This window comes from Bacillus cereus group sp. MS39 (assembly GCF_040448665.1).
GTDB classification, from domain to species: Bacteria; Bacillota; Bacilli; order Bacillales; family Bacillaceae_G; genus Bacillus_A; species Bacillus_A wiedmannii.
This window is the reverse complement of record NZ_CP123058.1, coordinates 1440877-1462811: the sequence shown is the minus strand read 5'-3', so window position 1 is coordinate 1462811 and position 21935 is coordinate 1440877. Positions and strand designations below refer to the sequence as shown.

The following is a 21935-nucleotide window of genomic DNA, read 5'->3' as shown; positions in this document are numbered from 1 at the left end:
TTTATCGTTTTTCAGCGATTCTCAATTTCGCAGAACGCGCTCGATTATTTTCTTCTAACTCTATATCAGAAGGTAAAATCGGTTTTCTTGTAATAAGTTTTAATTTCGGCTTAAATTCATCAGGAATAATCGGTAATCCTGGTGGCAATTGTGGCGTTGTACTATTTCGCTTAAACGTCGTTTTACAAATACGGTCTTCTAAAGAATGGAATGTTATAACACTAACTCTTCCACCTGGCTTGACCATGTCAATTGCAGATTCCAACGCTTCTTCAAATACTTTCAATTCATCATTTACAGCAATACGGATTGCTTGGAACACTCGCTTCGCAGGATGTCCACCCGTTCTACGAGCAGGAGCTGGAATACCCTCTTTAATTAGTTCTACTAATTCTCCTGTCGTTTCAATAGCTTTATTCTCACGATACGCCTCAATTTTCCTTACTATTTGTTTTGAAAATTTCTCTTCACCATACTGGAAGAAAATTCTTACAAGTTGTTCATATGACCAGCTATTTACAACATCATATGCTGTTAATGGGGCATCTTGATCCATCCGCATATCTAACGGTGCATCATGATGATAACTAAAGCCACGCTCTGGTGTATCTAATTGTGGGGATGAAACACCTAAATCAAATAAAATACCGTCTACTTCTGTTATACCTAATTCCTGTAGTTTTTCAGATAAATAACGGAAATTACTCTTTACTGTTATGAACTGCTCACCGTATGAAGAGAATTTTTCTTTCGCATTTTGAATCGCTATCTCATCTTGATCAAACGCGATTAATCTTCCACCTTCAGTTAATTGGGATAATAAATAAGAACTATGTCCTCCTCCCCCCAGTGTACAATCTACATATGTACCATCTGGCTTTATATCTAAGCCGTCTACTGTTTCCTTCAAAAGCACTGTTACATGTTTAAACATTGTTGCACCTACTCTTTTTCCAATTAATTATGTTGAATGCATCTCCTCCCCCAAACGCATATTTCACGATTAGAGAACGAAATACTATGAAAGAACGACTCATTTAACTTGCCTACAAAGGCAGCATACTATACAAATCGCTATTTTCTTTTATTATATACTAAATTTTATCATTTTTTGCGGGAATTTAAATAAAAAACTGTCGAAAAAGATGATAATACGTTTACATTTTGTGCTATTTTGTCATATATTTAAGTATCCTGCATAATTACGATATTCACTTTTTTAAAATTAATAATTCAGAAAAATTTCACTTCACAGTAAATTCAACAGGACAAAAATAAAATCCTGCTCCTAAGAGCAAGATTCTATAGTTTTATAACATGATGTTTTCCGTCCCAAGAAAACGGTTTTTCCATTACACGATCAACGAAATCCAAACCGAACTGATTTAAATAGTAACATACATTCCACACACGCTCTTGCGGCGCCCCTAATGGACGAAGTGCAAATTGTATGCGACGGAATTTATTTAGCTGTACTTCATGTTTTTTCTCAACATTTCTTTTCAACATTCTTTCCAACAGTTCAATTTGTTCATTAATTTTGAATTCATTTTTCCCTGCAAACGCACTTAATCCAGGATCTATTTTCTTCACAAACTGTTGTAATGACGTATGGATATCAATTATTTCTTTTTTCGCCTCTACAAATCGATCATCTATCGGTTCCTCTATTTGATTAGATAACCAGTTTTCACGCAACTTATCTACGTTATTTAAAAACGGATCACTGTCTTGCAATTGCAAATCGTATAAATCTGTCGCTATATCCCTCTCTACATAAGTGATTGTAATACGCGGAACGACAGGCGGCATTTGGAAACCAATCGTATGGAAAACTTGTTGCAATTCACTCCAGTAAGCTAATTCCCCTGGTCCTCCAATAAACGCAAGCGTAGGAAATAGATACTCTTGCATAAGAGGGCGCGTTACAACATTATTACTAAAGCGTTCCGGACTTCTTTCCATCTCTTCCATCAATTCCTCATATGAAAAGGAATACGCTCCATCCTTCCCTACAAACTTCCCTTGATCGTCTTCAAGTAATACTCGCTCATTATCAATTTCCATGAATATATGTACTGCATTATACTTTGTTTCAATAATTGGTTTATATCCTAATTCTTTAATTACTTCCTGTTGGTTATGAAGCCCCTCTTGCACTTCTTTATACTTACCTATAATTCGCTTGAAAAACGGCACTTCTAATTTTCTTAATTCAGGATGATGCGAATCAACAAGAATTAAACCAGAATTAACGAACATTTTCATAATAAGATGGGCAAAGAAATCTACATACGTATTCGATTTCCCCAAAGAATCATCAATAAATTGCAGTACATCCTTTGTAAAATTCGTTTCAGGGTATGTTTTGAAAATTTCTTCAATCCACTTTCTACAGTCTTCCAAAGAAAGCTCGGACTCTGAAGCACTCGCCACTTTCGGATTACGGTCATGAAAAATAGTCTTTTTTATTTTTTTATTCTTCGTTACAAAAGTATGATTAATTTCATCCATATCATGGTCTTCACCAGCAATCCAGAAAACAGGAACGACTTTAACACCTAAACTTTCTTCCTTTTCCCTCGCAAGCTGTAAAACTGAAATAATTTTATGAATTGTATAAAGTGGTCCAGTTAATAACCCAGCTTGTTGTCCAGCTATAACAACATATGTATTTTCATCTCCAAGCGCTTTTACATTTTGAATCGTAGCTTCTCCCGCTTGTAATTTTGTATTATATTCTAATAAATGCGCTACTAAGTCTTGGCGGAAAAACTCCCTCTCACACAAATCATGTACACGCTGTTTAAAAGCATCTTCTGTTAACATATAGTCAAAACACGACTGTATCTCTTTTTTACCGTTCATATAGTCCGCTACAACACCTTGTTGCGGAACAGAGATTTCTTTTATCTCCATATAATTCTTCCTTTCGTATCCTGTTCTCTCACCAATCCACATTGTAGTCAATGTTGCACGTAAAAGCAAAGAATTACACTTATTCTTTTACTTCTAATCCTTTTATTGCATCGAACAAAAATTGCAGTGTCGGAACAGATCGTTGCTGTTTCTTAGCTTCTTCTAATACATATCCAACAATCGCACCGATTTCCGTTTGTCTATTTGCCCTTACATCTGCCAGCATAGATGATGTATTACGAGACGTTCTTTCACATACGCGATGTACCATTTTCCATACCATTTCTTTTTCTTCTTTAACAAGAAAAACGACTTCCTGAAAAACTTGCTCCATCAATCGATAAAAAAACGGGTTCGTAATCAACTCTCCGTTCTGGACTTGTAATAATGCTGTCAATGGATTGATACATACATTAACTACTAATTTTTTGTGCATGACATCCTTCCAATCATCTTCTATTTGAATCGGAAAATGAGGAAATGGAAAGCAATTAAATATTTTTTCAAAATGTATAGACTGGCCGTGCACGATTCCAAACTTCGTTACACCTATTCCCGTATGATAAACGATATGTCTTTCTTCTTTTTTTGCACCATGCTCTACAATCCCAACCGCAATATTTTTATTCCTTATTTGCTGCATAGCATGAAGGTGCGACATTCCGTTTTGCAAAAAGATTAATGAGGATTCCCCTCGCACAAAAGGTAGTATGTCAGTTATATGATATTGCTTAACAGCAATAAATATATAGTCTAGCTTCTGGTCTAGCATACTTTCTATTGGTAAAACAGGTGGGAATACGGTTTCACGTTTTTCCTCCCTCATACAAGTTACACCCGTTCTATTCAATTCCTCAGCCTGTTTAGCTGTCCTTGTAAACAACGTAACATCTTGATTACTTTTTTGTAAATAAAATGCATATAACAGACCGATAGCTCCTGGTCCCACAACTCCGATTTTCATTTTCACACAAGGAACTCATATAAATACGTTACACAAGTCCCTTTCCCTCCCCCTTTTTATCCCGCAAACGCCTGATTGGTGCGGAATCATAATTAACTAAAGGTGAACAAATCCCACCGATTACAGTTTCACTTTACCTTTCTCAATTCCATGAACATAGTTTACAATTTCATTGCTCTTTAACAAACAAATGCAACCTCTACTTTCAATATGTATATACTACCTATTAATATGCTTCTACTCTTAGTTTAGCAAATCCTCAAAAAAATAATAAAAGAAATATACTATCTTCTTCATAAAAATAAAAAAATGAGTTATAATATTATTATAAATATTTTTACTTTTCTGCATTCAACGAGACAAGAAAAGGATGTGATGTTATGGGATTCCCAAAAGTTGAGCGCTTGCTCATCAATTATAAAACATTAGACGAATTTAAAAAATTTAAAGGTTGCGGAGCTCAAGAACTATCCATGTTAGAAGAATTACAGGCAAACATTATTGAAAACGATAGTGAATCTCCATTTTACGGTATTTATTATGGCGGATCACTAATTGCACGCATGAGTCTATATATGAAAAGGAACGGCGGAGAACCATTCGAAATTACAGGTACTTACCTAGAACTCTATAAACTTGAAGTGTTACCGACTTTCCAAAAACAAGGATTCGGAGAAATGCTTGTAAATTATGCGAAGGGGCTACAGTTCCCAATTAAAACGATCGCACGTATCCATTCAGCTGGTTTTTGGGATAAATTAAATTTCCAGCCTGTATCAGTACCTGATGGTGATTTTTATGTTTGGAACCCAGAAACAAATTTGAATACGGTTACAAACGAAGAGTCTGCATAAGAAATAAAAAAACAGCTACATAGCAGCTGTTTTTTTATTTCTTTAACTTTTCTAATTTCCCATTCGAACGAGCGCTATTTCTTTCCGCTACCATTACACTTCTTTTTTGATCGATATAATCAAGCAATGTTCTATACTCTTCCTCATATACTGATAATCGCTCCAAAAGACTCTCTCTCTCTGTTTGTAACGATTCAATTTGCTGTTGCAACACCATTAAAGAGTTTTCATCTTTATAATTTTGCAAGAAATCAATAACATCATTCAATGTAATTGACGTAGGCTCTACTACCTTTGTCTCTTTTACTTCATAATTTTCTACTTTACGTAGTTGCTTCGCTTCTTCAATACGTTCTTTGTATTGCTTTCTAACGTAAGAATTCCATCTAAAGCCACATGCTGCTGGTGTACGAGATAAATGTCTTCCCACTTCTTTAAAGGCAGATAATTGCGTTCCACCTTCTCGAATATGCCGGAGTACTACTTCTGCCAGAAGCAAATCTTCATCATCAGTCCAAGCATCTTGTCTTGTTGTCGCCATCTCTCTAGTCCTCCCTATGCATTTTTTATTAAGCATATGCAGTTACTAGAAAAGATAGAATACAACAAAAAAAAATAAACGCAGAAGATATCTTCTACGTTTATTTTCCCGCAATTACTTGCTGATTACTTCTTTACCTTTGTAAGTACCGCATGCTTTACATACACGGTGAGCTAATTTCGCTTCACCACAGCTTGGGCACTCTACCATACCAGGTACTGATAATTTGAAATGCGTACGACGCTTTCTTTTTACTGTTTTAGAAGTTCTTCTAAAAGGTACAGCCATTCTTCCCACCTCCTTAAAAGAAATAGTTATTTTCATATGAAGGCCTAAACCAGTCTTCCGATTATTTGTCAAAAAACTTTGCAAGTCCTGCTAATCGTGGATCAACAGTCTTTTCTTTGTTTTCTTCCGAAATCACTTGCCAGTCTTGACCTTGCATCGGTGCTCCACCAGAAACATCATCACTGAAAATTTGCATTGGAATCTCCAAAAGTATATTTTCCTTGATTACGGGCAGTAAGTCAAGTACTTCTCCTTCTAAACAATGAATTTCAGCTTCAGTTTCAAATTCTTCTTGTGAAGTTTGGAACACCTCAGTTGTTTTAATGTCAAATGGTAATGTCACATCTACTAAAGAGCGAGAACATGGTAAAACCATGCTTCCAGTTATATGTAGATGGAACGTAAACTTACCGGAGCCAAAATCAACTCTTCCTGTTACATGAGCAGGATTAATTTCACGAATATCTTTCTCGACCTCTTGCAGCTCACTTACATCTACCATCTCATCCAATGTCAATCCTTTATTTCTCAATTTATTCAATTGATGGATGGACCATTTCATATCATATCACCTCAAGGCAACAAACAAAATTATAGCTAGCCATTTTATATTTGTCAATGTTTTTTCTTTACACTATAATGAAGTCATCATAGTAAATAATATATAGAGTATCACGTTTTTGAAAAAGATGCTACATCGAAAGGAGAGATTACCATAAAAGCCAGTGGCATTGTTGTTGAATATAACCCTTTTCATAACGGTCATGATTATCATGTGCAACAAACAAAAAAGTTAACACACGCCGATATTACAATCGCTGTTATGAGTGGCCCTTTTTTACAGCGTGGTGAGCCAGCACTCATATCCAAATGGTATCGTACCAAAATGGCCTTATCATGCGGTGTAGACCTTGTTGTAGAGCTTCCATACGCCTTCTCAACACAAAAGGCTGAAACCTTTGCAAATGGCGCTATTTCTATTTTAAACGCCCTGCGTGTTTCTGAAATTTGTTTCGGTAGTGAAGATGGGCAGATTGAAAATTTTCATAACACCATCTCTGTGCAAAAAAATGAAGAAGATACTTTTAATCATCTTGTAAAGCAATTTATGAATGCAGGTAACAGTTACGCAAAAGCTACATCTGAAGCCTTCCTACACATTTTACCATCCGAAAAAAACATAGACATGTCACAACCGAATAACATATTAGGATTCCAATACATGAAATCAATTTTCTTACAAAATAGTTCTATGCAAGCACAAACGATAAAAAGATTCGCATCTCATTATCATGATGAAACATTTAGCGACCAACATATTGCAAGCGCAACTAGTATTCGTAAACAACTTTTTAGCGAAAATAGTTCTTTTACAGAAATTGAGCCTTTTATCCCAAAAGCGACTGCTTCTCTTTTAGCAAGTTACAAACAAAACTACGGGATATTACATAATTGGGAACAATACTTTTCATTTTTTAAATACAAACTCATGACGATGTCTCCAGAAGACTTACGACATATATATGAAATAGAAGAAGGTTTAGAGCATCGTATTTTATCAAAAATACAAAACAGTTCCTCCTTCCATTCATTCATGGAAGCATTAAAAACGAAGCGTTATACATGGACTAGATTACAAAGAGCTTGTACACACATTTTAACAAATACAACAAAAGAAGAAATACATAGCGCAAATATAGAGCAGCATGCACCGTACATTCGTCTACTAGGCATGTCACAAAAAGGACAAACTTACCTTTCAAAAAACAAGAAAAAAATAGAACTTCCCATCCTTACCCATACAAAAACATTTGACCATCCTACTTTACATATAGAGCGAAAAGCCAATTCTGTATATTTCTCCATCATGCAAGAACCATTACGAACACAACTACTAAAACAAGATGCAACACACCATCCAATTCGTTATGATGAAACAACTGCAAAATTTCTATAAATAAACCTCTCTTTTTCAGAGAGGTTTATTTTTTCTCGCCCATTTTTTCCAAATACAGCAATGCATCATCCAGCGTATCAACTGGTACAACTTTCATTTTTGTTTTAATATCTTTCGCAGCCTCAAGCGCATCTTTATAATTCGATTTCTCCGCACCTTTTTCATTTGGCGCAAAGAACACTTCAGCACCAGCATCACTTGCAGCAACCACTTTTTGCTGAATACCACCAATCGGGCCAATTTCTCCCTTTTCATTTATCGTCCCTGTTCCAGCTATTTCATGCCCTCTTGTTAAATCATCTTCCACAAGTTGATTATATATTTCTAATGTAAACATTAGGCCTGCCGATGGTCCGCCTATTTCATGAGAATCAATTTTCACTTTCGGATCTACCACTAATTCTCTTTCAGTAACGATAGAAACCCCTATACCAACACGCCCATTTCCATTCGGAATGGCCTTTACATTTAAATTTTCTTTTAACTGTTTTCCATTTCTCTTGTACTCAATATTTACTGCTTCCCCTTCTTTTTTCCCTGTCATATATTCAATAAATTGCTCCGTCTTTTCAAATGTTTTTCCGTCGACAGCTATGATGACATCTCCAAGCTTAAGCTTTCCTTCTGACGGCATCCCTTTCGCTACTCCTGCAACCAATACACCTTTATTTTCAAAAGAAACAGTACGGTTTGCACGTTTATACGCATTATAGATTGCTGCATTTTGCGAATCTTTCATCGCATAATTTTGGCGGAATTGATATTCTTCATCACTCTCACCTTTTTGCAATATTTCTTCCGCTTTCGAAATATGTGTATATTTATTAAACTGTGCCGCTATTAAATTCACCACATTTGCTGGTCCCATTGAAACCGTAACAAGCATAAAATCACCGGATTCTTTCGTTCCACCCTCAACTTGAACGTAAGGCTCTAATTTGGCCGCCATTCCTGGTTTTGTTACATAATACGGTAAACGTACGTAAACAAGTAACATCGCCAATATAACCCCTATTAAAATTGCATATATAAACCGAAAACGCTTAAACATTATGTTTCTCCTTCCACTGCTCAATTAATAAATAAATATTTGCAACATGTTTTTCCGCCTCTACTTCTCCAACTCGAATAATGTCTTCAATGTTTGTAAAAGCACGTGAACTAAATTGTTCTACAGCTGGTCGCATCATTAAATCCGATGCAATTTGTCGATTCATCACCAGCTCATGTTGCATAATTTCAATACTCTGCATAATTACATCATAAATAGACGTAACCTCTCCATTCACTTTAATCGGCGATACATCAACAGCAATAACAATATCGGCACCTAACTCTTTCACAACCGATACTGGAATGCGATCAATCACTCCGCCATCCACCAATAATCGTCCATCTATTTTTTCTGGTACAAACACTCCAGGTACAGATATGCTAGCTCTCACAGCCTCTGCAACAGGACCACTTGTAAAAACTACTTTTTCCCCCTTCAAGATGTCAGTAGCCACAACAGCCGTCGGGATATCTAACTCTTCTAAATTTTTATTATATGTAAACATTTTAATCATATCTTTGACACGTTTTCCAGCAATAAATCCCATTTTCGGAACTGTAAAATCTAAATAATATTTCCTCTTAAAAACATTTGCCAGTTTATACAACCTTTCAACGTTTGAGCTAGCTGCATAAAACGTACCTACTAAAGCCCCCATACTACTTCCTGCAATCATATGAATCGGTATACCATTTTCTCTTAAAACTTTTATAACACCAATATGCGCAAACCCTTTTGCGCCCCCAGATCCAAGAGCTAAACCAATTTTCGGTTCTTTCATTTTTCTCACCCTTTAATTTTTTTCATTCCTTTTTCATACTTATGGTCTAAATGCACTACGTATCCACGTATACTGAAATGAACGTTTTTTGGGACAAAGGGGGATTTACTTACATGTATGAAAAATGGAAAACGGCTTTTCTTACCATATCAACACTGTTTTTAACCTTTTCTCTTGTACTTCACCCCCAAGCTGCTTTGCAAGCTTCCATTCGAGGGTTAAATATATGGTGGGAAGTTGTATTCCCTTCACTTTTACCGTTTTTCATCATTGCGGAACTTCTAATTAGTATTGGTGTTGTAAAATTTATAGGTGTTATATTAGAACCACTCATGCGACCACTTTTTCGCGTTCCAGGGATAGGCGGATTTGTTTGGGCAATGGGAATGGCTTCTGGATTCCCTGCTGGCGCCAAATTAAGCGCTAGACTACGTAAAAGTAATCAGCTAACACAAATCGAAGCAGAACGCCTCGTATCTTTTACAAACTCATCTAATCCACTTTTTATTTTTGGAGCTGTTTCTATCGGTTTTTTCAATAATCCAAAATTAGGAATCGTATTAGCCGCTGCACATTATTTAAGTAACTTTGCCGTCGGGTTATTGATGCGTTTTTACGGCAATAACAATATTTCCACGAAGGATCAACATCCTACTAAAAAACGTCCTTTTCAAAACCCTTTTTCAGTCCTACACGAGACGCGCATGCAAGAAAAAAGACCATTAGGAAAATTACTTGGGGACGCTATCGTTTCTTCTATTCAAACATTACTTATGATTGGTGGATTTATTATTTTATTCTCTGTTTTAAATAAAATGATTACTGTATTTCATATTACAGCAGCACTTTCTTTTATTATGCAACATATTTTATCATTCTTCCAACTAACTACAGAATTTAGTATTCCAATCTTATCAGGCATTTTTGAAATGACACTCGGTAGCCAAATGATTAGTCAAATAAATGAAACACCCCTCCTGCAGCAAGCTATGGTAACAAGCTTTATTTTAGCGTTTAGCGGCCTTTCTATTCAGGCACAAGTTGCTAGCATATTAGCTGAAACAGACATCCGATTTAAGCCCTATTTTTTCGCACGAATTATCCAAAGTATTCTGGCTCCTATTTTTACTTTTATATTTTGGAAACCATTTTATGAAAAAGTAAGCTCTTTTTCACCTATGCAAAAAGATATCCCCGTATTTTTATCGAATCATTCTTCTATACTGCAAGAAATTTGGACATCTTTTGTACACTATGGACCGATCTTTACTTTATTTTGTTTATATGTATATGTTATCTTATTATTTTTTCGTAGCAACAAAGAAAAACCCCGTTCACTTTAACGGGGTTTGAAACTTTTCTTTTAAAGCACGTTCTACAACAGGAGGTACAAGATCTACTACGCTTCCTCCATATCTCGCAACTTCTTTTACAATGCTCGAGCTTAAAAATGAATATTGGTTATTTGTCATAATAAAAAAGGTTTCAATATTTTCATCTAATTTTCGATTCATAGAAGTAATTTGCATCTCATATTCAAAATCAGAAACCGCTCGTAACCCACGCAAAATCGCGTTTGCATTACGCATTTTCGCATACTCCACTAGTAGTCCACTATGTGAATCTACTTTTACATTCGGGATATCCTTTGTTGCTTCTCGAATTAAATCTAAGCGCTCTTCAACTGAAAAGAACGGTTTTTTTGACGAGTTGTTTAAAACTACTACGTATACCTCATCAAATACTTTTGCTCCCCTTTTAATAATATCCAGATGCCCAAGGGTAATTGGATCAAAACTTCCCGAAGAAATAGCTATACTAGTCATTCCGTCCCCTCACCTTCATACTTATAAATCGATATTGCTGTAATCCCATAATTTTCAGCTCTTACTTTTACAAGACTCCCTATAGAATCAGGTAAAACTACATCATTACCATGCTCTGACATAATTAATCCATCTCTATGTAGCAATCCATGTTGATCCATCACACTAATTAAAGATACAATTTTTTGATCTTTATATGGAGGATCAATTAATATAAGATCGAATGATATTTCACGTTTTATAAGAGCCTTTACCGCACGTTCTGCATCATTTCGATATACTTCAGCTTGTTCCTGTATTCGACAACTTTCTAAATTTTGATGGATTACTTTTATCGCTTTATTATCTCGATCAACAAAAATTGCTTTATCAATCCCTCTACTTATAGCCTCGATTCCAAGACCACCACTACCGCCAAATAAATCAAGAGCGATACCACCATCAAAATAAGGACCTATCATATTAAAGATTGATTCTTTTACTTTATCTGTCGTTGGACGTGTTGTATTACCTGGCACCGCTTTTAGTGGATGCCCTTTACATTTTCCTGAAACTACTCTCATCTGTTGTCACTACCTTTATTTCAATCTATCGAGCAATTATAGAAAACCTTTCTCCATTCGGTAACCGCTACCAAACTATACTATTCCATGAAATTTTCCATTCATTTCTCAACGAACAATAGGAGAACTTTGGCTTAAAATAACCGCTCTGCATTTTTATGTATTCATCTCACTATGCGCTAACACGAACCCATTATGTATATTCGTTTCACTTTATCTTTTTTATCCTATCATAAAATAAAAAAAAGAAAAATAAAAAGCCAAACATAAAATTTAATTTCATGATGTATATCTTCATTTAGATTGGACATAAATAATTATAACAACATCACCTTCGATGTTGTTGCCAACCGCGGAGAAGACTTACGTTTCCCCATAAGTTCTTCCTCCGGTTTCTCCTCTCCCTTTGCCTTCTTACTAGTACATGCTAGTATAAGAAGGGCCCTGCTTTGCAGGGTTTTTTTTCTTTGTCTACTTTTCATTTAAAAAGTGAGATGGTACAGTAAATAAAAGAAAGAGGAGGAAAAAATATGATTCAACGCTTTATAGAACTCGGAGAAGGCTACTCTGATTTATATGAATTACTTGAAATTGCCAAAGCAAATCAAGAACGTATAACACATATGTTACAATTTGAAACGATTAAAAATGAAAAAAAAGTGTGCTCACTTGTTGTAATATTAAAACCAACTACTACTGGTGATTTCCAACCATTATACATATGTCGTGAAGGCATTCCTGTACTTGAAAATAAAAAAAGTAAACGCGTCATTTTATTTGAAGAAACGGCAGAACAACTAGGAAGAAAAGTGACTACCTTTACGGTAAAACCATCCACAACTTTCCCAGAAAAAGAACTGTTTTTCAATCATTTAATTGGTATTTTACGAATGAATAATTTCATTCCTCCAATGAAATAAAGTGTTATTTCAAGTAAAAAAATCCCCTACTAAAATTAGCAGGGGATTTTTTCTATTAACTATAATCGTATTCTTTTGCCCGATCAGGACGTGAATTTTCAAATTCCGTTTTTAAATACGGGCGGTACGACTGTTCTATCTTCTTCACAAAAGGAAGTTTGTTCAACTTTTGCATCATATGCTCAATTTGTTCCATATCACAATATACTACTGCGTATTTTAAGCGTTTTGATATGTAATGTATGTTACCATATTTCCTTAAAATCTTGGCATGTTTCAATGAATGTAAATAAACAATCATACTTTGTCGTTGCCCGAACATAATCTTCTCCATCTTCTCCTTTTAAAAACATATATTTTATATTTTATGAAAACCAATCAGAAATTTATGACATTACAGGACAAACTCTGTATACGTTTTCTTCTATCTTCTAAAAAACGGGGTAATTTACCCCGTTTTACAGCCACAACCTCCGCCGGTACCACAACCGCCACCACAGCCACCAGCATCAAAAAATGGATTTCCTGTTGGAACTTTGATGGAAGAAGACACCTCAGAACCGATTGCTACACTAACTTCATCTAACAACTTTTGCAAAGCTGTTTCTACTCGTTTAAAAGCTGCAACCTTATCATGTAAGTCTACAGAACGCTTTAACTCCCTCATTTTCGTCGAAACGAAAGTATAATCAGGATGGTATTTACCGAAACGTTGCACTTCTTCATATCGTTCTTTCATCGCTGTAAATTGCTGAATTAACGTCTGAACTTCCATATCTTCATGCAATTCTTTATAACACTTACGATAGTCTTCTGCTATATCTGAACAGATAATCGCTTTTGCAAGCTGCTCTGCCTTATCTAATATCAATACGCTTTCCAGCGTCGCTACAATCATGAGAGACACCTCCGAGTATTCATCATACCACATTTAGAATAGAACTACTAATTGAAGCGTCTCACTAAACAGAAAGATATCACTCTAACTATTTTCCGTATAATCCCAGCACATACTTATACATTAATATGTTCCGCAATATTATATTTCAGAACATCCCATTTCCCACTATTTTCTTTCACATAACTAATACATGCATTTTTTAATGGTGTCTTAAACGAAATATCTTCCGGTGCAATTGCATGTAAAATTGCTTTTATCGCATGTGAATGAGCTACAATGATAATACGTTTGCCAGAATGAGTTTCTGCAACATCTTTTATAGCAGCAAAGCAACGAGTTACAATCTCGTCATCTTGCTCCATACCTTCTACTTTACCTTCTGCAATTAGCTCCCTAACAGTCGCAACCGGCTTCCCAGAAGCTTCACCAAAATTACGTTCAACAAATCGCTCATCTAATAAAATCGATTGCAATCCTGCAGCCCCTGCAATTTCCTTAGCTGTTTCGTGCGCTCTAATTAATGGGCTACTTATAATTACATCCCATGCTTCCGCTTGCAAAGCAACTGCACTTTGACTTGCTTGCTTCTTTCCCACTTCATTAAGTGGAATATCTTCACGTCCCTGAATAATCTCTTGAAAATTCCAATCAGTTTGTCCATGTCGTACTAAACAAATTTCCGTCATGCTCATGCTGCAACTCCTTTTTAAATAATCCGCTTCTATTGTATCAAAAGTTCTGCATGACGGACATAGTTTTCCCTTCCAATTATGTTGTATTTTGCTGCTTCATATACTGAAACATATCGATCATAATGGAGGCAACTGCCAATTGGTTTTGAAATTTCTCAACTTTATCTGGTATCGTTTTTTTGAAATGCTGCATAGCCGCTAACTCAAATGCCTCTTTTTCTTCAGGGTTTCGCGTTAGTTTTCTATACCAGTACGGTTGCTCCCTAATATAGCGAGATAAATCCTCATCAGCCTTTATAAACTCCATAATTTCTGCTCTCATCCGCTTTCCCCCTAATCCTTCTGAAAGAAAAATGGATTATTTTCGGAAGTACTTTCTTCTTGCCGCGCGGGCTTCCCTTGAAATTGTTGAAAAACTTGTTGCACACTACCAATAGCACTCGTCACATTAGCTAAATGGTGTTGCATCTGTTCCACATCTAGCTTTTTAAAGAAAGAAAGCATTTGTCCCATCACATCAGCAGTTTTTTCCTCTTCAGTTCGATTATCTTTTTCTTTTTCTTGTTTATTTTCTTTTACCGAAGAAAAAGCTGGCGCTCCATCAGGCCTAAAAGTTGCCCATATCGGATCTTCTTCACCAAGTAAGTACCATTCTTCATAAAACTGTTGCCAAGTTTTGTGACCACTTCTAACCTCATGAACCATTTTAGGGTGATGGTTTACAAACTCTTTAAACTGTTGAACCGATGGATGTAACGGCCCTTTTGTTGTTGGCATAATCCTCACCTCTTCATGTATATCTACTATATAGTAAGAAAAAAAAGGCACATGGTTCGCCTATTTTTAGACGATTCATGCACCTTTTTATCCTGCTATTTGCATACGGTAAGATTCCGACCTACACTTCAGTGAATACGAAGTACTTAAACGTGAGGTGTCCCCTACACAACTTAAAATTTCACTTTATTTTCGAATAAAGTTTTGTGTATAAAACTTATCGTATACCCCAACACCTAATCCTGTAAATTGTTCATTTAATACATTCTTTCTATGCCCTTCACTATTTAGCCAACCTTGCACCGCCGCAATTCCATCACTATGCTGCGCCGCTATGTTCTCACCAGCAAGTTGAAACCCTACTTTCCCGCGCTGTAAACGATCTCCTAACGTACCTAGTGTAGGTGAATCGTGTGAAAAGTAATTATTATCCTTCATATCTTTACTATGCCCTATAGCCACCTCTGCTGTTTGTTGATCCCAAGCTAGCAGCGGTAACTTATAGCGACTTCGAATAATATTTGTTAAATCAAAAATTTGTTGCATATTCCCATTCTCTATTTGTTTCATTTTATCTGGAGTCAATGGTTGTTCAGCTAGTAATTCACCCGAATAAACAAGCTGATACGGTCTTTGGCGTAATAACGTTTCATCATCCATATAACGAACACCAACAAGCTCATGTGTAAAATGATCAAAATATAATTGTGCCCAGCCATCTTCTACAGGTATTAATGGTTGTTCCATCACTTCCGTGTCAGATAACTCAAATTGATAACTATTTTTCCCTCTTTTTAACGAAATCTCATGCGAGAGTGGACTCTTTTTATACACTTCTTCATACTTTTCATTTATATAATAAGGCGGCACCTTAACTTGCTCACCAGCGACATACGCCGTTACAACTTTTCGTTCTGCAACTCCAAATTGCACATACTTAGTTAAATCTTGATTATATACCCACCATTCATATCCGTAAGCAGATGGCTCTATTCGAGATGGTTCGCCCCATTTTGCTAATAAATTTTCAGAGTCCCCACCAATCATATTTAAAACAGTATCGGAAGAGTCTTCATTTACTTGTTTTTTCTTTTTCACAATTTTATTTTCTTGCTTTGATTGAGATGGGGTTAATATATATTGTGAAACGAGTAATTTTCCGTATAAATCAACAGCTAAAATTAAAAATGTAATCATTACGATACGCAATAATTTCTTCAATCGATATACCTCCTGCACAAAACATAAAATTGAGATATACACAAATCCTTTTCTTTCCTTTTTTGTGTGTACCGTACTCTTTTCACTATATCATATTTTTGCAAAAAAAGTCTGGATTCTACCTTTTCTCTCAATATGAATTGCGCTTTCTTATTATTCGTACTATTATAAAAATAATGATGTAACATGAAAAGAGGAGGTATTATATGCAATTTACAAATACGAAATTTAATGGGGCAGTCGTTGATTTAACACTATTAACAGAGATTATGGAAAAGAACCATTTTGTACTTGCTGGACAGTGGGATTATGAACGAGTTACATACGATTATAAATTTGAAATATTAAATGATATTTATTATTTGCGCGTACAAGGTTTGGCTGTTGAAGGTGATGTTGGTAGCAGACACGCTGATATAAAGCTACTTCCTCCCTTATTAGGAAAACATTATTATCCTCACGGCGTTGAATATGGTGATGGTGAAACTTTCCCAACGAATGTACTTCAAAAAAGCGAACAACTCCTACAAAATATCGAAAAAGAGTTAAAAGAGTTCCAAATCATTGAGTAAATAGAAAAAGCGCATCATAGTGATGCGCTTTTTCTATTTATCTTACTTAAGAATGAATCGTCTTTTTGACTGGATACCCATAAATAGTTCCATCCTTTACTTTAATCTCATCTTCCCAAGGAACCTTATATTTACCTTCAGCTAAATCTTTTACAAACGTATACGGGTTTTCTTTCACCCCTCCAGGAGTCGCTACATATCCCCTTGAACCTAAATTATATATATTATTTTCGAGACCCCATCCTAATCTAGCCTGATCTGCTAGCTCTGGATATACTTCGGCAGTAACAATCTCCCAAGGATTTCGGTGTCCCTGCACTAAAGTAGTCCCATCAAAATTACATACTTGTCCTTCACCAAAGTAATAAAATACCCCATCATAACCCGCTAAGTTCACTGACAATGTATACATTAAGTTTTGCCATGCATTCGAACGATTAGTTAACATCCATTGTTCACTAACTTGTGTGCTATATCCAGAAATACGAATCAAGACATTTGCACCTTTATAAGCTGCTTCACGAGCTACTTCAGGAAACATACCATCATGACAAATACAAACAGCTAATTTACTTCCTCCAGGTCCATCACAAACAGGTAAGCCTAAATCTCCAGCTTTCCAAGGTTCGACTGGCACCCAAGGATTTAGCTTACGATACTTCAAAATCATTTCACCTTGTGGATCAATAATTATTGCTGTATTATACGGTTCTCCACCATCAGGGTTTCTTTCCATTATAGAAAAAACACCATATACCTCAGACTCTTTACATGCCTCAGCAAACAAGTCTGTTTCTGGCCCAGGAACTGTACATAAAAACTCTTCTGTAGTCCATTTTTTTGTATTAAGCCCTTGTGTACTATATTCTGGAAATACTATCAATTCCAATCCAGGATACCCTGATTTAGTTGAATGAATTGTTTTTATGATCTGTTTAATTTGTTTATCAATGTCTGCACGTGACTCTACTACCGGTACTGGATATTGTATTAATGCTGTTAAAAAACCACTAATTGGCTTTACCATACTTCCACTACTACCCATTTAAATTCCCCCTTAAAATAGTTCTTGTTTATTAAAGATAACAATATAAATTTGTAACTCTCTAAAAAACTTGCACTACACATGGAATCATTACGTATTAAAGCTAGTAGTAAATCTTATATCCACTTTTAGTACATGCCTACACTAACTTAACATAAATAAATTGAAAATTCAATCTTTTTATAGTTTACTAAAACTAAAAAAGTGTATGGAAACCCATACACTTTTTTACTTAGTCTGTAAATACGGCGGCAATTGTTGCAACTGCTCTTTATCCTTTTCACGCTCTCGACGCGCCCATCGAAAGAATACATAGCCTATAATTGTGCCATACACTATTTCCTGGACAATTTTCATAATGATGCCACCTGTTTGTTGGTCTTGTACGACTGGCATCCAGTGTAAAAATTCTGATCCCGTTATATTTAAATCTGATAAAGTTCCCGCGGGTACACAAAGTTCCATCGCCTTCATCCAAGCAGCCGGATCCGTATAGGTTGCAAATAACGGTGCAGTTGCAAAAATGATTAGCGCACAAGCTGGCGTTAATAATATACCGTTAGCAAACATATAACCAAGTTTCTTTATATCACTTAATGTTTGATATTCTGGTAATGGATTTAGCATCGGCCACCACATCATGATTGCCGTAAAGAACAATATAGCGAGACAAATAGGATGAGCAATTTGACTTTGTTTTACTGTATCAAAAACAACTGGTAAATGATAAAAAGAAAACAGGCCATTAAATACAAACAATGCAATAAGTGGTTTAGCAAATATCTTTAATATAATTTGAACGAACTTAAAAGAAGTAATATAACGATATAACCAATCTGGTATACCAAGCAACAATAACGGTGGAACTGCAATATACATAACTGCCATTTCAAACATATGTGCACTAAATATAATATGACCAATTAAATCAATAGGCCCTCCCTTTACAAGATACAAAAGAACAATCCCGGTCGTAAAATAAAAAATTTGCTTCTTACTTACCTTCCTCGCATTTTCAAATCGCATTCTATATGGCCCAATAATTAAAAAGTACCCAATAAGAATCGAAAGCATAAATAATAAAAAGATTGGACTCCATAGAGCTTGAAAACCAAATATCCACAAGTTACTCATTGTTACACCTACCTTCTTAAGGTTATCCTTTCACATAATAAGAAGAGGGAGCTGTGCCAACACAAGCTCCCTTATTTTTCACTTTTCAAATCCACACAATTGTCATAAAAGCTAAAATTGTAATTAACCCGATCAACAGACCAGAATAAAGAAAGAAACTTGCCGCTTCATGTCCTTTATGACTCATATGCATAAAATAATACAATTGAAAAATTACTTGTACCACTGCTAATAGTAAAATAAATGGTACTGAGAAAGTCGGACTAAAAGTTTTCGGATATGCGACTGCTGCAAATGCAACTAATGTTAAAAAAATCATTAATGCAAATGTAATAACTTGATGCTTCATTTCCTCCGCACTTTTTCTCTTCCGATAAACAAGATCAACTTTAGGATTATTCGTTTGCTTTATCGCCATTGTTTATCCCACCATTCCCATCAAATATACTACAGTGAAAATAAACACCCAAACTACGTCAATAAAGTGCCAATAAATCGATGCAACATAAAACTTCGGTGCATTGTATAAATTTAGACCTCTCTTCGCATTTCTAAAGATTAATGTTAAAATCCAACATAACCCAAACAATACGTGGAGACCATGTGTACCAACAAGAGCATAAAACGCGGAACCAAATGCACTACTTCTCATAGTATGCTTAAATTCATGCGTATAATGATAAAACTCATATATCTCAAATGCTAAAAACCCTAAACCTAGCAACACTGTTACTAGTAGCCAAAGTTGCATTTTTTTAAAGTTAAAGTTTTTCATATGATACATCGCATAAACGCTCGTTAAACTACTCGTTAATAAAAGCATCGTCATAATGAAAACGAGTGGCATTTGGAACATCTCTTGAGATGTTGGTCCACCATTTGTAGAATTCTTTAACGCCAAATATGTGCCAAATAAGGAAGCGAACAATACTGTTTCGCCTCCAAGAAATAACCAAAAACCGACAAACTTATTTTTCCCCTCAAGGGTTGCTTTTTCAGGCTCTGCTGGAAATGTTTCATTCGTTAATTTTTCATCTACATGCATTATGCCTTGCCCCCCTTATCTTCTAAATCTTCCTTATGAATATGATATCCATGATCATCAATTACTGAACGTAGGAACATTGTGCCAAATGTAATGATTAAACCGATAATTGCTACTAATAACCAAAACTTATCTTTTCCACCCTGCATATACATTGCACCGAATGCCGCTATAAACAATCCTAAAGAAATGATAAATGGTGAAAATGATGGATTTGGCATATGAATATCACCAACTGGTTCCGCCGCTGTCATCTCTTTATTCCCTTCACGTTTTTCAATCCAAAACGGATCTAACCCGCGAACAAATGGTAATTGTTTAAAGTTATATTCTGGTGTTGGTGCTGGCATCGTCCATTCTAATGTACGTGCATCCCATGGATCACGACCAGCCTTTTCTTTTGAAACTGTCGTTTTAATTACATTGAATAGAAGAACAATCGTTCCAAGAGCCATAAATACCGCTCCAATAGAACTAATCATATTCCCCATTTCCAACCCTTGGCCTTCAAGATATGTGTAGTAACGACGTGGCATACCAATTAAACCAAGGAAATGCTGTATGAAGAACGTTAAATGGAAACCGATAAAGAATAGCCAAAATGTTATCTTTCCTAACGTTTCATTCAATACTTTATTAAACATCAGTGGCCAATAATAATGAGCTCCTGCAAGTAGACCAAATACAACACCGCCGACAATTACATAATGAAAGTGAGCTACTACGAAATAGTTATCATGAAATTGATAATCCGCTGGTGCAGATGCTAGCATAACCCCTGTAACTCCACCCATTACGAATGATGGAATGAAAGCTACTGCCCACATCATCGGTGTCGTAAAACGAATACTTCCTCCCCACATCGTAAAGAGCCAGTTGAATATTTTAATACCGGTCGGTACTGCAATCGCCATTGTTGCAACTGAGAAAATAGCATTTGCAACTGGACCAAGTCCAACAGTAAACATATGATGCGCCCATACCATAAATCCTAAGAATCCAATTAATACTGTCGCGAACACCATCGACGAATAACCAAATAATCGTTTTTTCGAAAATGTCGCGAAGATTTCTGAGAATATTCCGAAAGCTGGGAGTATAAGAATGTATACTTCTGGATGACCGAAAATCCAGAATAAATGCTCCCATATAATCGTATTCCCGCCCAATGCTGGATTAAAGAAACTTGTTCCAAATAAACGATCTAACATTAAAAGTCCTAATCCTACAGTTAACGGCGGAAAAGCGAATAATATTAGAGAAGATGTTACAAATGTCGTCCATGTAAACATCGGCATACGCATATACGTCATTCCTGGCGCACGCATATTAATAATGGTTACAAGGAAGTTAATACCTCCAATTAATGTACCAATACCGGAGATTTGCAAGCCGAGTACATAAAAATCAACACCATGGCCTTTAGAGGCTAAAGCTAAAGATGCATAAGATGTCCAGCCTGCATCAGGTGCTCCACCTAAAAACCAACTTAAATTTAAAAATACTCCACCAAAGAAAAATAACCAAAATCCGAGTGAATTCAAAAACGGGAACGCTACATCACGTGCACCAATTTGAAGTGGTACAGCGGCGTTCATAAATGCAAACACGAGTGGCATAGCTGCGAGGAAAATCATTGTTGTACCGTGCATCGTTAATACTTGATTATAAGCATCCCCAACAAGAAAAGCGTTGTTAGGAATCGCTAATTGAAGGCGAATAAATAGAGCTTCTATTCCGCCTATTATAAAAAACAATCCACCTGCAATTAAATAGAGAATGGCAATCTTTTTATGGTCTACTGTCGTTAAATAATCCCATATGACAGCACCCATCCCCTGTTTTTTTGCTACAGAACTCACGTTTTCAACCTCCCCTTCG

General features: G+C 35.8%; 26 protein-coding genes. 5 read left to right on the top strand and 21 right to left on the bottom strand.

All coding sequences use genetic code 11. The features are described from left to right. Window position 1: 1 nt before the first annotated feature. The 3 genes from rsmH to panE form a co-directional block, all read right to left on the bottom strand. Window positions 2-934, bottom strand: coding sequence for a 16S rRNA (cytosine(1402)-N(4))-methyltransferase RsmH (rsmH, locus tag QEP67_RS07795; RefSeq protein WP_000472509.1), 933 nt, complete (start codon window positions 932-934; stop codon window positions 2-4). 368 nt (window positions 935-1302) lie between these two features. Further along, the gene (gene bshC, locus QEP67_RS07790; protein WP_000403047.1) at window positions 1303-2919 is read right to left on the bottom strand and encodes a bacillithiol biosynthesis cysteine-adding enzyme BshC; all 1617 of its coding nucleotides are present in this window, start codon (window positions 2917-2919) and stop codon (window positions 1303-1305) included. 79 nt (window positions 2920-2998) lie between these two features. Beyond that, window positions 2999-3889, bottom strand: a complete 891-nt coding sequence (panE, locus tag QEP67_RS07785) for a 2-dehydropantoate 2-reductase (protein ID WP_074651370.1) — start codon at window positions 3887-3889, stop codon at window positions 2999-3001. Window positions 3890-4263: 374 nt separating this feature from the next. Between panE and QEP67_RS07780 the strand changes: the two genes are divergently transcribed. After that, window positions 4264-4737 (top strand): N-acetyltransferase, encoded by a 474-nt coding sequence (locus QEP67_RS07780; RefSeq protein ID WP_000506704.1) that lies wholly within the window; start codon window positions 4264-4266, stop codon window positions 4735-4737. 34 nt (window positions 4738-4771) lie between these two features. On the opposite strand, the gene QEP67_RS07775 is transcribed toward QEP67_RS07780, so the two are convergent. From QEP67_RS07775 to QEP67_RS07765, 3 genes are all read right to left on the bottom strand, one after another. After that, window positions 4772-5278 carry an RsfA family transcriptional regulator gene (locus QEP67_RS07775; RefSeq protein ID WP_000246481.1) on the bottom strand — a complete coding sequence of 169 codons (507 nt, stop codon included), beginning with the start codon at window positions 5276-5278 and terminating at the stop codon, window positions 4772-4774. 114 nt (window positions 5279-5392) lie between these two features. Beyond that, entirely contained in the window at window positions 5393-5566 is a 174-nt protein-coding gene (rpmF, locus tag QEP67_RS07770; protein WP_001984764.1) for a 50S ribosomal protein L32, read from the bottom strand. A 61-nt stretch (window positions 5567-5627) separates the two neighbouring features. Then, complete coding sequence (locus QEP67_RS07765; protein ID WP_000872150.1) at window positions 5628-6128, bottom strand: DUF177 domain-containing protein; 501 nt, start codon at window positions 6126-6128, stop codon at window positions 5628-5630. Between the two features lie 213 nt (window positions 6129-6341). On the opposite strand from QEP67_RS07765, the gene QEP67_RS07760 reads away from it, so the two are divergent. Beyond that, window positions 6342-7523: a nucleotidyltransferase gene (locus QEP67_RS07760; protein WP_001187897.1), complete on the top strand. Its 1182-nt coding sequence runs from the start codon at window positions 6342-6344 to the stop codon at window positions 7521-7523. A 25-nt stretch (window positions 7524-7548) separates the two neighbouring features. Here the strand turns inward: QEP67_RS07760 and QEP67_RS07755 are convergent, their stop codons facing one another. Beyond that, complete coding sequence (locus QEP67_RS07755) at window positions 7549-8574, bottom strand: SepM family pheromone-processing serine protease (protein WP_000476310.1); 1026 nt, start codon at window positions 8572-8574, stop codon at window positions 7549-7551. Next, window positions 8567-9358, bottom strand: coding sequence for a patatin-like phospholipase family protein (locus tag QEP67_RS07750; RefSeq protein WP_000662602.1), 792 nt, complete (start codon window positions 9356-9358; stop codon window positions 8567-8569). The genes QEP67_RS07755 and QEP67_RS07750 overlap by 8 nt, the downstream gene beginning before the upstream one ends. Window positions 9359-9471: 113 nt before the next feature. On the opposite strand from QEP67_RS07750, the gene ylbJ reads away from it, so the two are divergent. Next, window positions 9472-10701, top strand: a complete 1230-nt coding sequence (gene ylbJ, locus QEP67_RS07745; RefSeq protein ID WP_000273093.1) for a sporulation integral membrane protein YlbJ — start codon at window positions 9472-9474, stop codon at window positions 10699-10701. On the opposite strand, the gene coaD is transcribed toward ylbJ, so the two are convergent. Together coaD and rsmD are read right to left on the bottom strand one after the other, a co-directional pair. After that, window positions 10693-11184: a pantetheine-phosphate adenylyltransferase gene (gene coaD, locus QEP67_RS07740; protein WP_000200598.1), complete on the bottom strand. Its 492-nt coding sequence runs from the start codon at window positions 11182-11184 to the stop codon at window positions 10693-10695. The genes ylbJ and coaD overlap by 9 nt on opposite strands. Further along, window positions 11181-11747: a 16S rRNA (guanine(966)-N(2))-methyltransferase RsmD gene (gene rsmD, locus QEP67_RS07735; protein ID WP_001266975.1), complete on the bottom strand. Its 567-nt coding sequence runs from the start codon at window positions 11745-11747 to the stop codon at window positions 11181-11183. Before rsmD ends, coaD begins: the two co-directional genes overlap by 4 nt. A 530-nt stretch (window positions 11748-12277) precedes the next feature. On the opposite strand from rsmD, the gene QEP67_RS07730 reads away from it, so the two are divergent. Beyond that, complete coding sequence (locus tag QEP67_RS07730) at window positions 12278-12667, top strand: hypothetical protein (RefSeq protein ID WP_000616012.1); 390 nt, start codon at window positions 12278-12280, stop codon at window positions 12665-12667. A gap of 55 nt (window positions 12668-12722) precedes the next feature. Here the strand turns inward: QEP67_RS07730 and QEP67_RS07725 are convergent, their stop codons facing one another. From QEP67_RS07725 to QEP67_RS07700, 6 genes are all read right to left on the bottom strand, one after another. Continuing rightward, complete coding sequence (locus QEP67_RS07725; protein WP_002080814.1) at window positions 12723-12989, bottom strand: YlbG family protein; 267 nt, start codon at window positions 12987-12989, stop codon at window positions 12723-12725. Window positions 12990-13115: 126 nt separating this feature from the next. Further along, the gene (locus QEP67_RS07720; RefSeq protein WP_000634355.1) at window positions 13116-13565 is read right to left on the bottom strand and encodes a YlbF family regulator; all 450 of its coding nucleotides are present in this window, start codon (window positions 13563-13565) and stop codon (window positions 13116-13118) included. 116 nt (window positions 13566-13681) lie between these two features. Continuing rightward, window positions 13682-14254, bottom strand: a complete 573-nt coding sequence (locus tag QEP67_RS07715) for a histidine phosphatase family protein (RefSeq protein WP_002008391.1) — start codon at window positions 14252-14254, stop codon at window positions 13682-13684. Between the two features lie 82 nt (window positions 14255-14336). Next, window positions 14337-14582 carry a YlbE-like family protein gene (locus QEP67_RS07710; protein ID WP_001200991.1) on the bottom strand — a complete coding sequence of 82 codons (246 nt, stop codon included), beginning with the start codon at window positions 14580-14582 and terminating at the stop codon, window positions 14337-14339. A gap of 11 nt (window positions 14583-14593) precedes the next feature. Then, window positions 14594-15037 carry a YlbD family protein gene (locus QEP67_RS07705; protein ID WP_001143336.1) on the bottom strand — a complete coding sequence of 148 codons (444 nt, stop codon included), beginning with the start codon at window positions 15035-15037 and terminating at the stop codon, window positions 14594-14596. Between the two features lie 186 nt (window positions 15038-15223). Further along, window positions 15224-16258, bottom strand: coding sequence for a CAP domain-containing protein (locus tag QEP67_RS07700; RefSeq protein WP_000735385.1), 1035 nt, complete (start codon window positions 16256-16258; stop codon window positions 15224-15226). Between the two features lie 206 nt (window positions 16259-16464). Between QEP67_RS07700 and QEP67_RS07695 the strand changes: the two genes are divergently transcribed. Then, window positions 16465-16830, top strand: a complete 366-nt coding sequence (locus tag QEP67_RS07695; protein ID WP_001160937.1) for a YugN family protein — start codon at window positions 16465-16467, stop codon at window positions 16828-16830. Between the two features lie 46 nt (window positions 16831-16876). Here QEP67_RS07695 and QEP67_RS07690 read toward each other — a convergent pair whose 3' ends face one another. The 5 genes from QEP67_RS07690 to ctaD form a co-directional block, all read right to left on the bottom strand. After that, window positions 16877-17875 (bottom strand): formamidase, encoded by a 999-nt coding sequence (locus QEP67_RS07690; RefSeq protein WP_000535797.1) that lies wholly within the window; start codon window positions 17873-17875, stop codon window positions 16877-16879. 228 nt (window positions 17876-18103) lie between these two features. Then, a complete protein-coding gene (gene ctaG / locus QEP67_RS07685; protein WP_341056741.1) occupies window positions 18104-19009 on the bottom strand; it encodes a cytochrome c oxidase assembly factor CtaG in 906 nt (301 codons plus the stop codon). Between the two features lie 85 nt (window positions 19010-19094). Further along, complete coding sequence (gene ctaF / locus QEP67_RS07680; protein ID WP_000985699.1) at window positions 19095-19427, bottom strand: cytochrome c oxidase subunit IVB; 333 nt, start codon at window positions 19425-19427, stop codon at window positions 19095-19097. 3 nt (window positions 19428-19430) lie between these two features. Continuing rightward, window positions 19431-20054 carry a cytochrome c oxidase subunit III gene (gene ctaE, locus QEP67_RS07675; protein ID WP_000557858.1) on the bottom strand — a complete coding sequence of 208 codons (624 nt, stop codon included), beginning with the start codon at window positions 20052-20054 and terminating at the stop codon, window positions 19431-19433. Continuing rightward, window positions 20054-21889, bottom strand: a complete 1836-nt coding sequence (ctaD, locus tag QEP67_RS07670) for a cytochrome c oxidase subunit I (protein ID WP_000501451.1) — start codon at window positions 21887-21889, stop codon at window positions 20054-20056. Before ctaD ends, ctaE begins: the two co-directional genes overlap by 1 nt. Window positions 21890-21935: the final 46 nt, after the last annotated feature.

Coding starts and splice junctions, on each gene's coding strand:
- ctaG (WP_341056741.1), bottom strand. CDS start 19,009: ATGAGTAACTTGTGGATATTTGGTTTTCAAGCTCTATGGAGTCCAATC.
- QEP67_RS07775 (WP_000246481.1), bottom strand. CDS start 5,278: ATGGCGACAACAAGACAAGATGCTTGGACTGATGATGAAGATTTGCTT.
- rsmH (WP_000472509.1), bottom strand. CDS start 934: ATGTTTAAACATGTAACAGTGCTTTTGAAGGAAACAGTAGACGGCTTA.
- QEP67_RS07710 (WP_001200991.1), bottom strand. CDS start 14,582: ATGAGAGCAGAAATTATGGAGTTTATAAAGGCTGATGAGGATTTATCT.
- QEP67_RS07705 (WP_001143336.1), bottom strand. CDS start 15,037: ATGCCAACAACAAAAGGGCCGTTACATCCATCGGTTCAACAGTTTAAA.
- QEP67_RS07695 (WP_001160937.1), top strand. CDS start 16,465: ATGCAATTTACAAATACGAAATTTAATGGGGCAGTCGTTGATTTAACA.
- rsmD (WP_001266975.1), bottom strand. CDS start 11,747: ATGAGAGTAGTTTCAGGAAAATGTAAAGGGCATCCACTAAAAGCGGTG.
- rpmF (WP_001984764.1), bottom strand. CDS start 5,566: ATGGCTGTACCTTTTAGAAGAACTTCTAAAACAGTAAAAAGAAAGCGT.
- coaD (WP_000200598.1), bottom strand. CDS start 11,184: ATGACTAGTATAGCTATTTCTTCGGGAAGTTTTGATCCAATTACCCTT.
- QEP67_RS07765 (WP_000872150.1), bottom strand. CDS start 6,128: ATGAAATGGTCCATCCATCAATTGAATAAATTGAGAAATAAAGGATTG.
- QEP67_RS07730 (WP_000616012.1), top strand. CDS start 12,278: ATGATTCAACGCTTTATAGAACTCGGAGAAGGCTACTCTGATTTATAT.
- ctaE (WP_000557858.1), bottom strand. CDS start 20,054: ATGCATGTAGATGAAAAATTAACGAATGAAACATTTCCAGCAGAGCCT.
- QEP67_RS07755 (WP_000476310.1), bottom strand. CDS start 8,574: ATGTTTAAGCGTTTTCGGTTTATATATGCAATTTTAATAGGGGTTATA.
- QEP67_RS07780 (WP_000506704.1), top strand. CDS start 4,264: ATGGGATTCCCAAAAGTTGAGCGCTTGCTCATCAATTATAAAACATTA.
- QEP67_RS07725 (WP_002080814.1), bottom strand. CDS start 12,989: ATGTTCGGGCAACGACAAAGTATGATTGTTTATTTACATTCATTGAAA.
- bshC (WP_000403047.1), bottom strand. CDS start 2,919: ATGGAGATAAAAGAAATCTCTGTTCCGCAACAAGGTGTTGTAGCGGAC.
- ctaF (WP_000985699.1), bottom strand. CDS start 19,427: ATGGCGATAAAGCAAACGAATAATCCTAAAGTTGATCTTGTTTATCGG.
- QEP67_RS07750 (WP_000662602.1), bottom strand. CDS start 9,358: ATGAAAGAACCGAAAATTGGTTTAGCTCTTGGATCTGGGGGCGCAAAA.
- ctaD (WP_000501451.1), bottom strand. CDS start 21,889: ATGGGTGCTGTCATATGGGATTATTTAACGACAGTAGACCATAAAAAG.
- QEP67_RS07720 (WP_000634355.1), bottom strand. CDS start 13,565: ATGATTGTAGCGACGCTGGAAAGCGTATTGATATTAGATAAGGCAGAG.
- QEP67_RS07715 (WP_002008391.1), bottom strand. CDS start 14,254: ATGACGGAAATTTGTTTAGTACGACATGGACAAACTGATTGGAATTTT.
- QEP67_RS07690 (WP_000535797.1), bottom strand. CDS start 17,875: ATGGGTAGTAGTGGAAGTATGGTAAAGCCAATTAGTGGTTTTTTAACA.
- ylbJ (WP_000273093.1), top strand. CDS start 9,472: ATGTATGAAAAATGGAAAACGGCTTTTCTTACCATATCAACACTGTTT.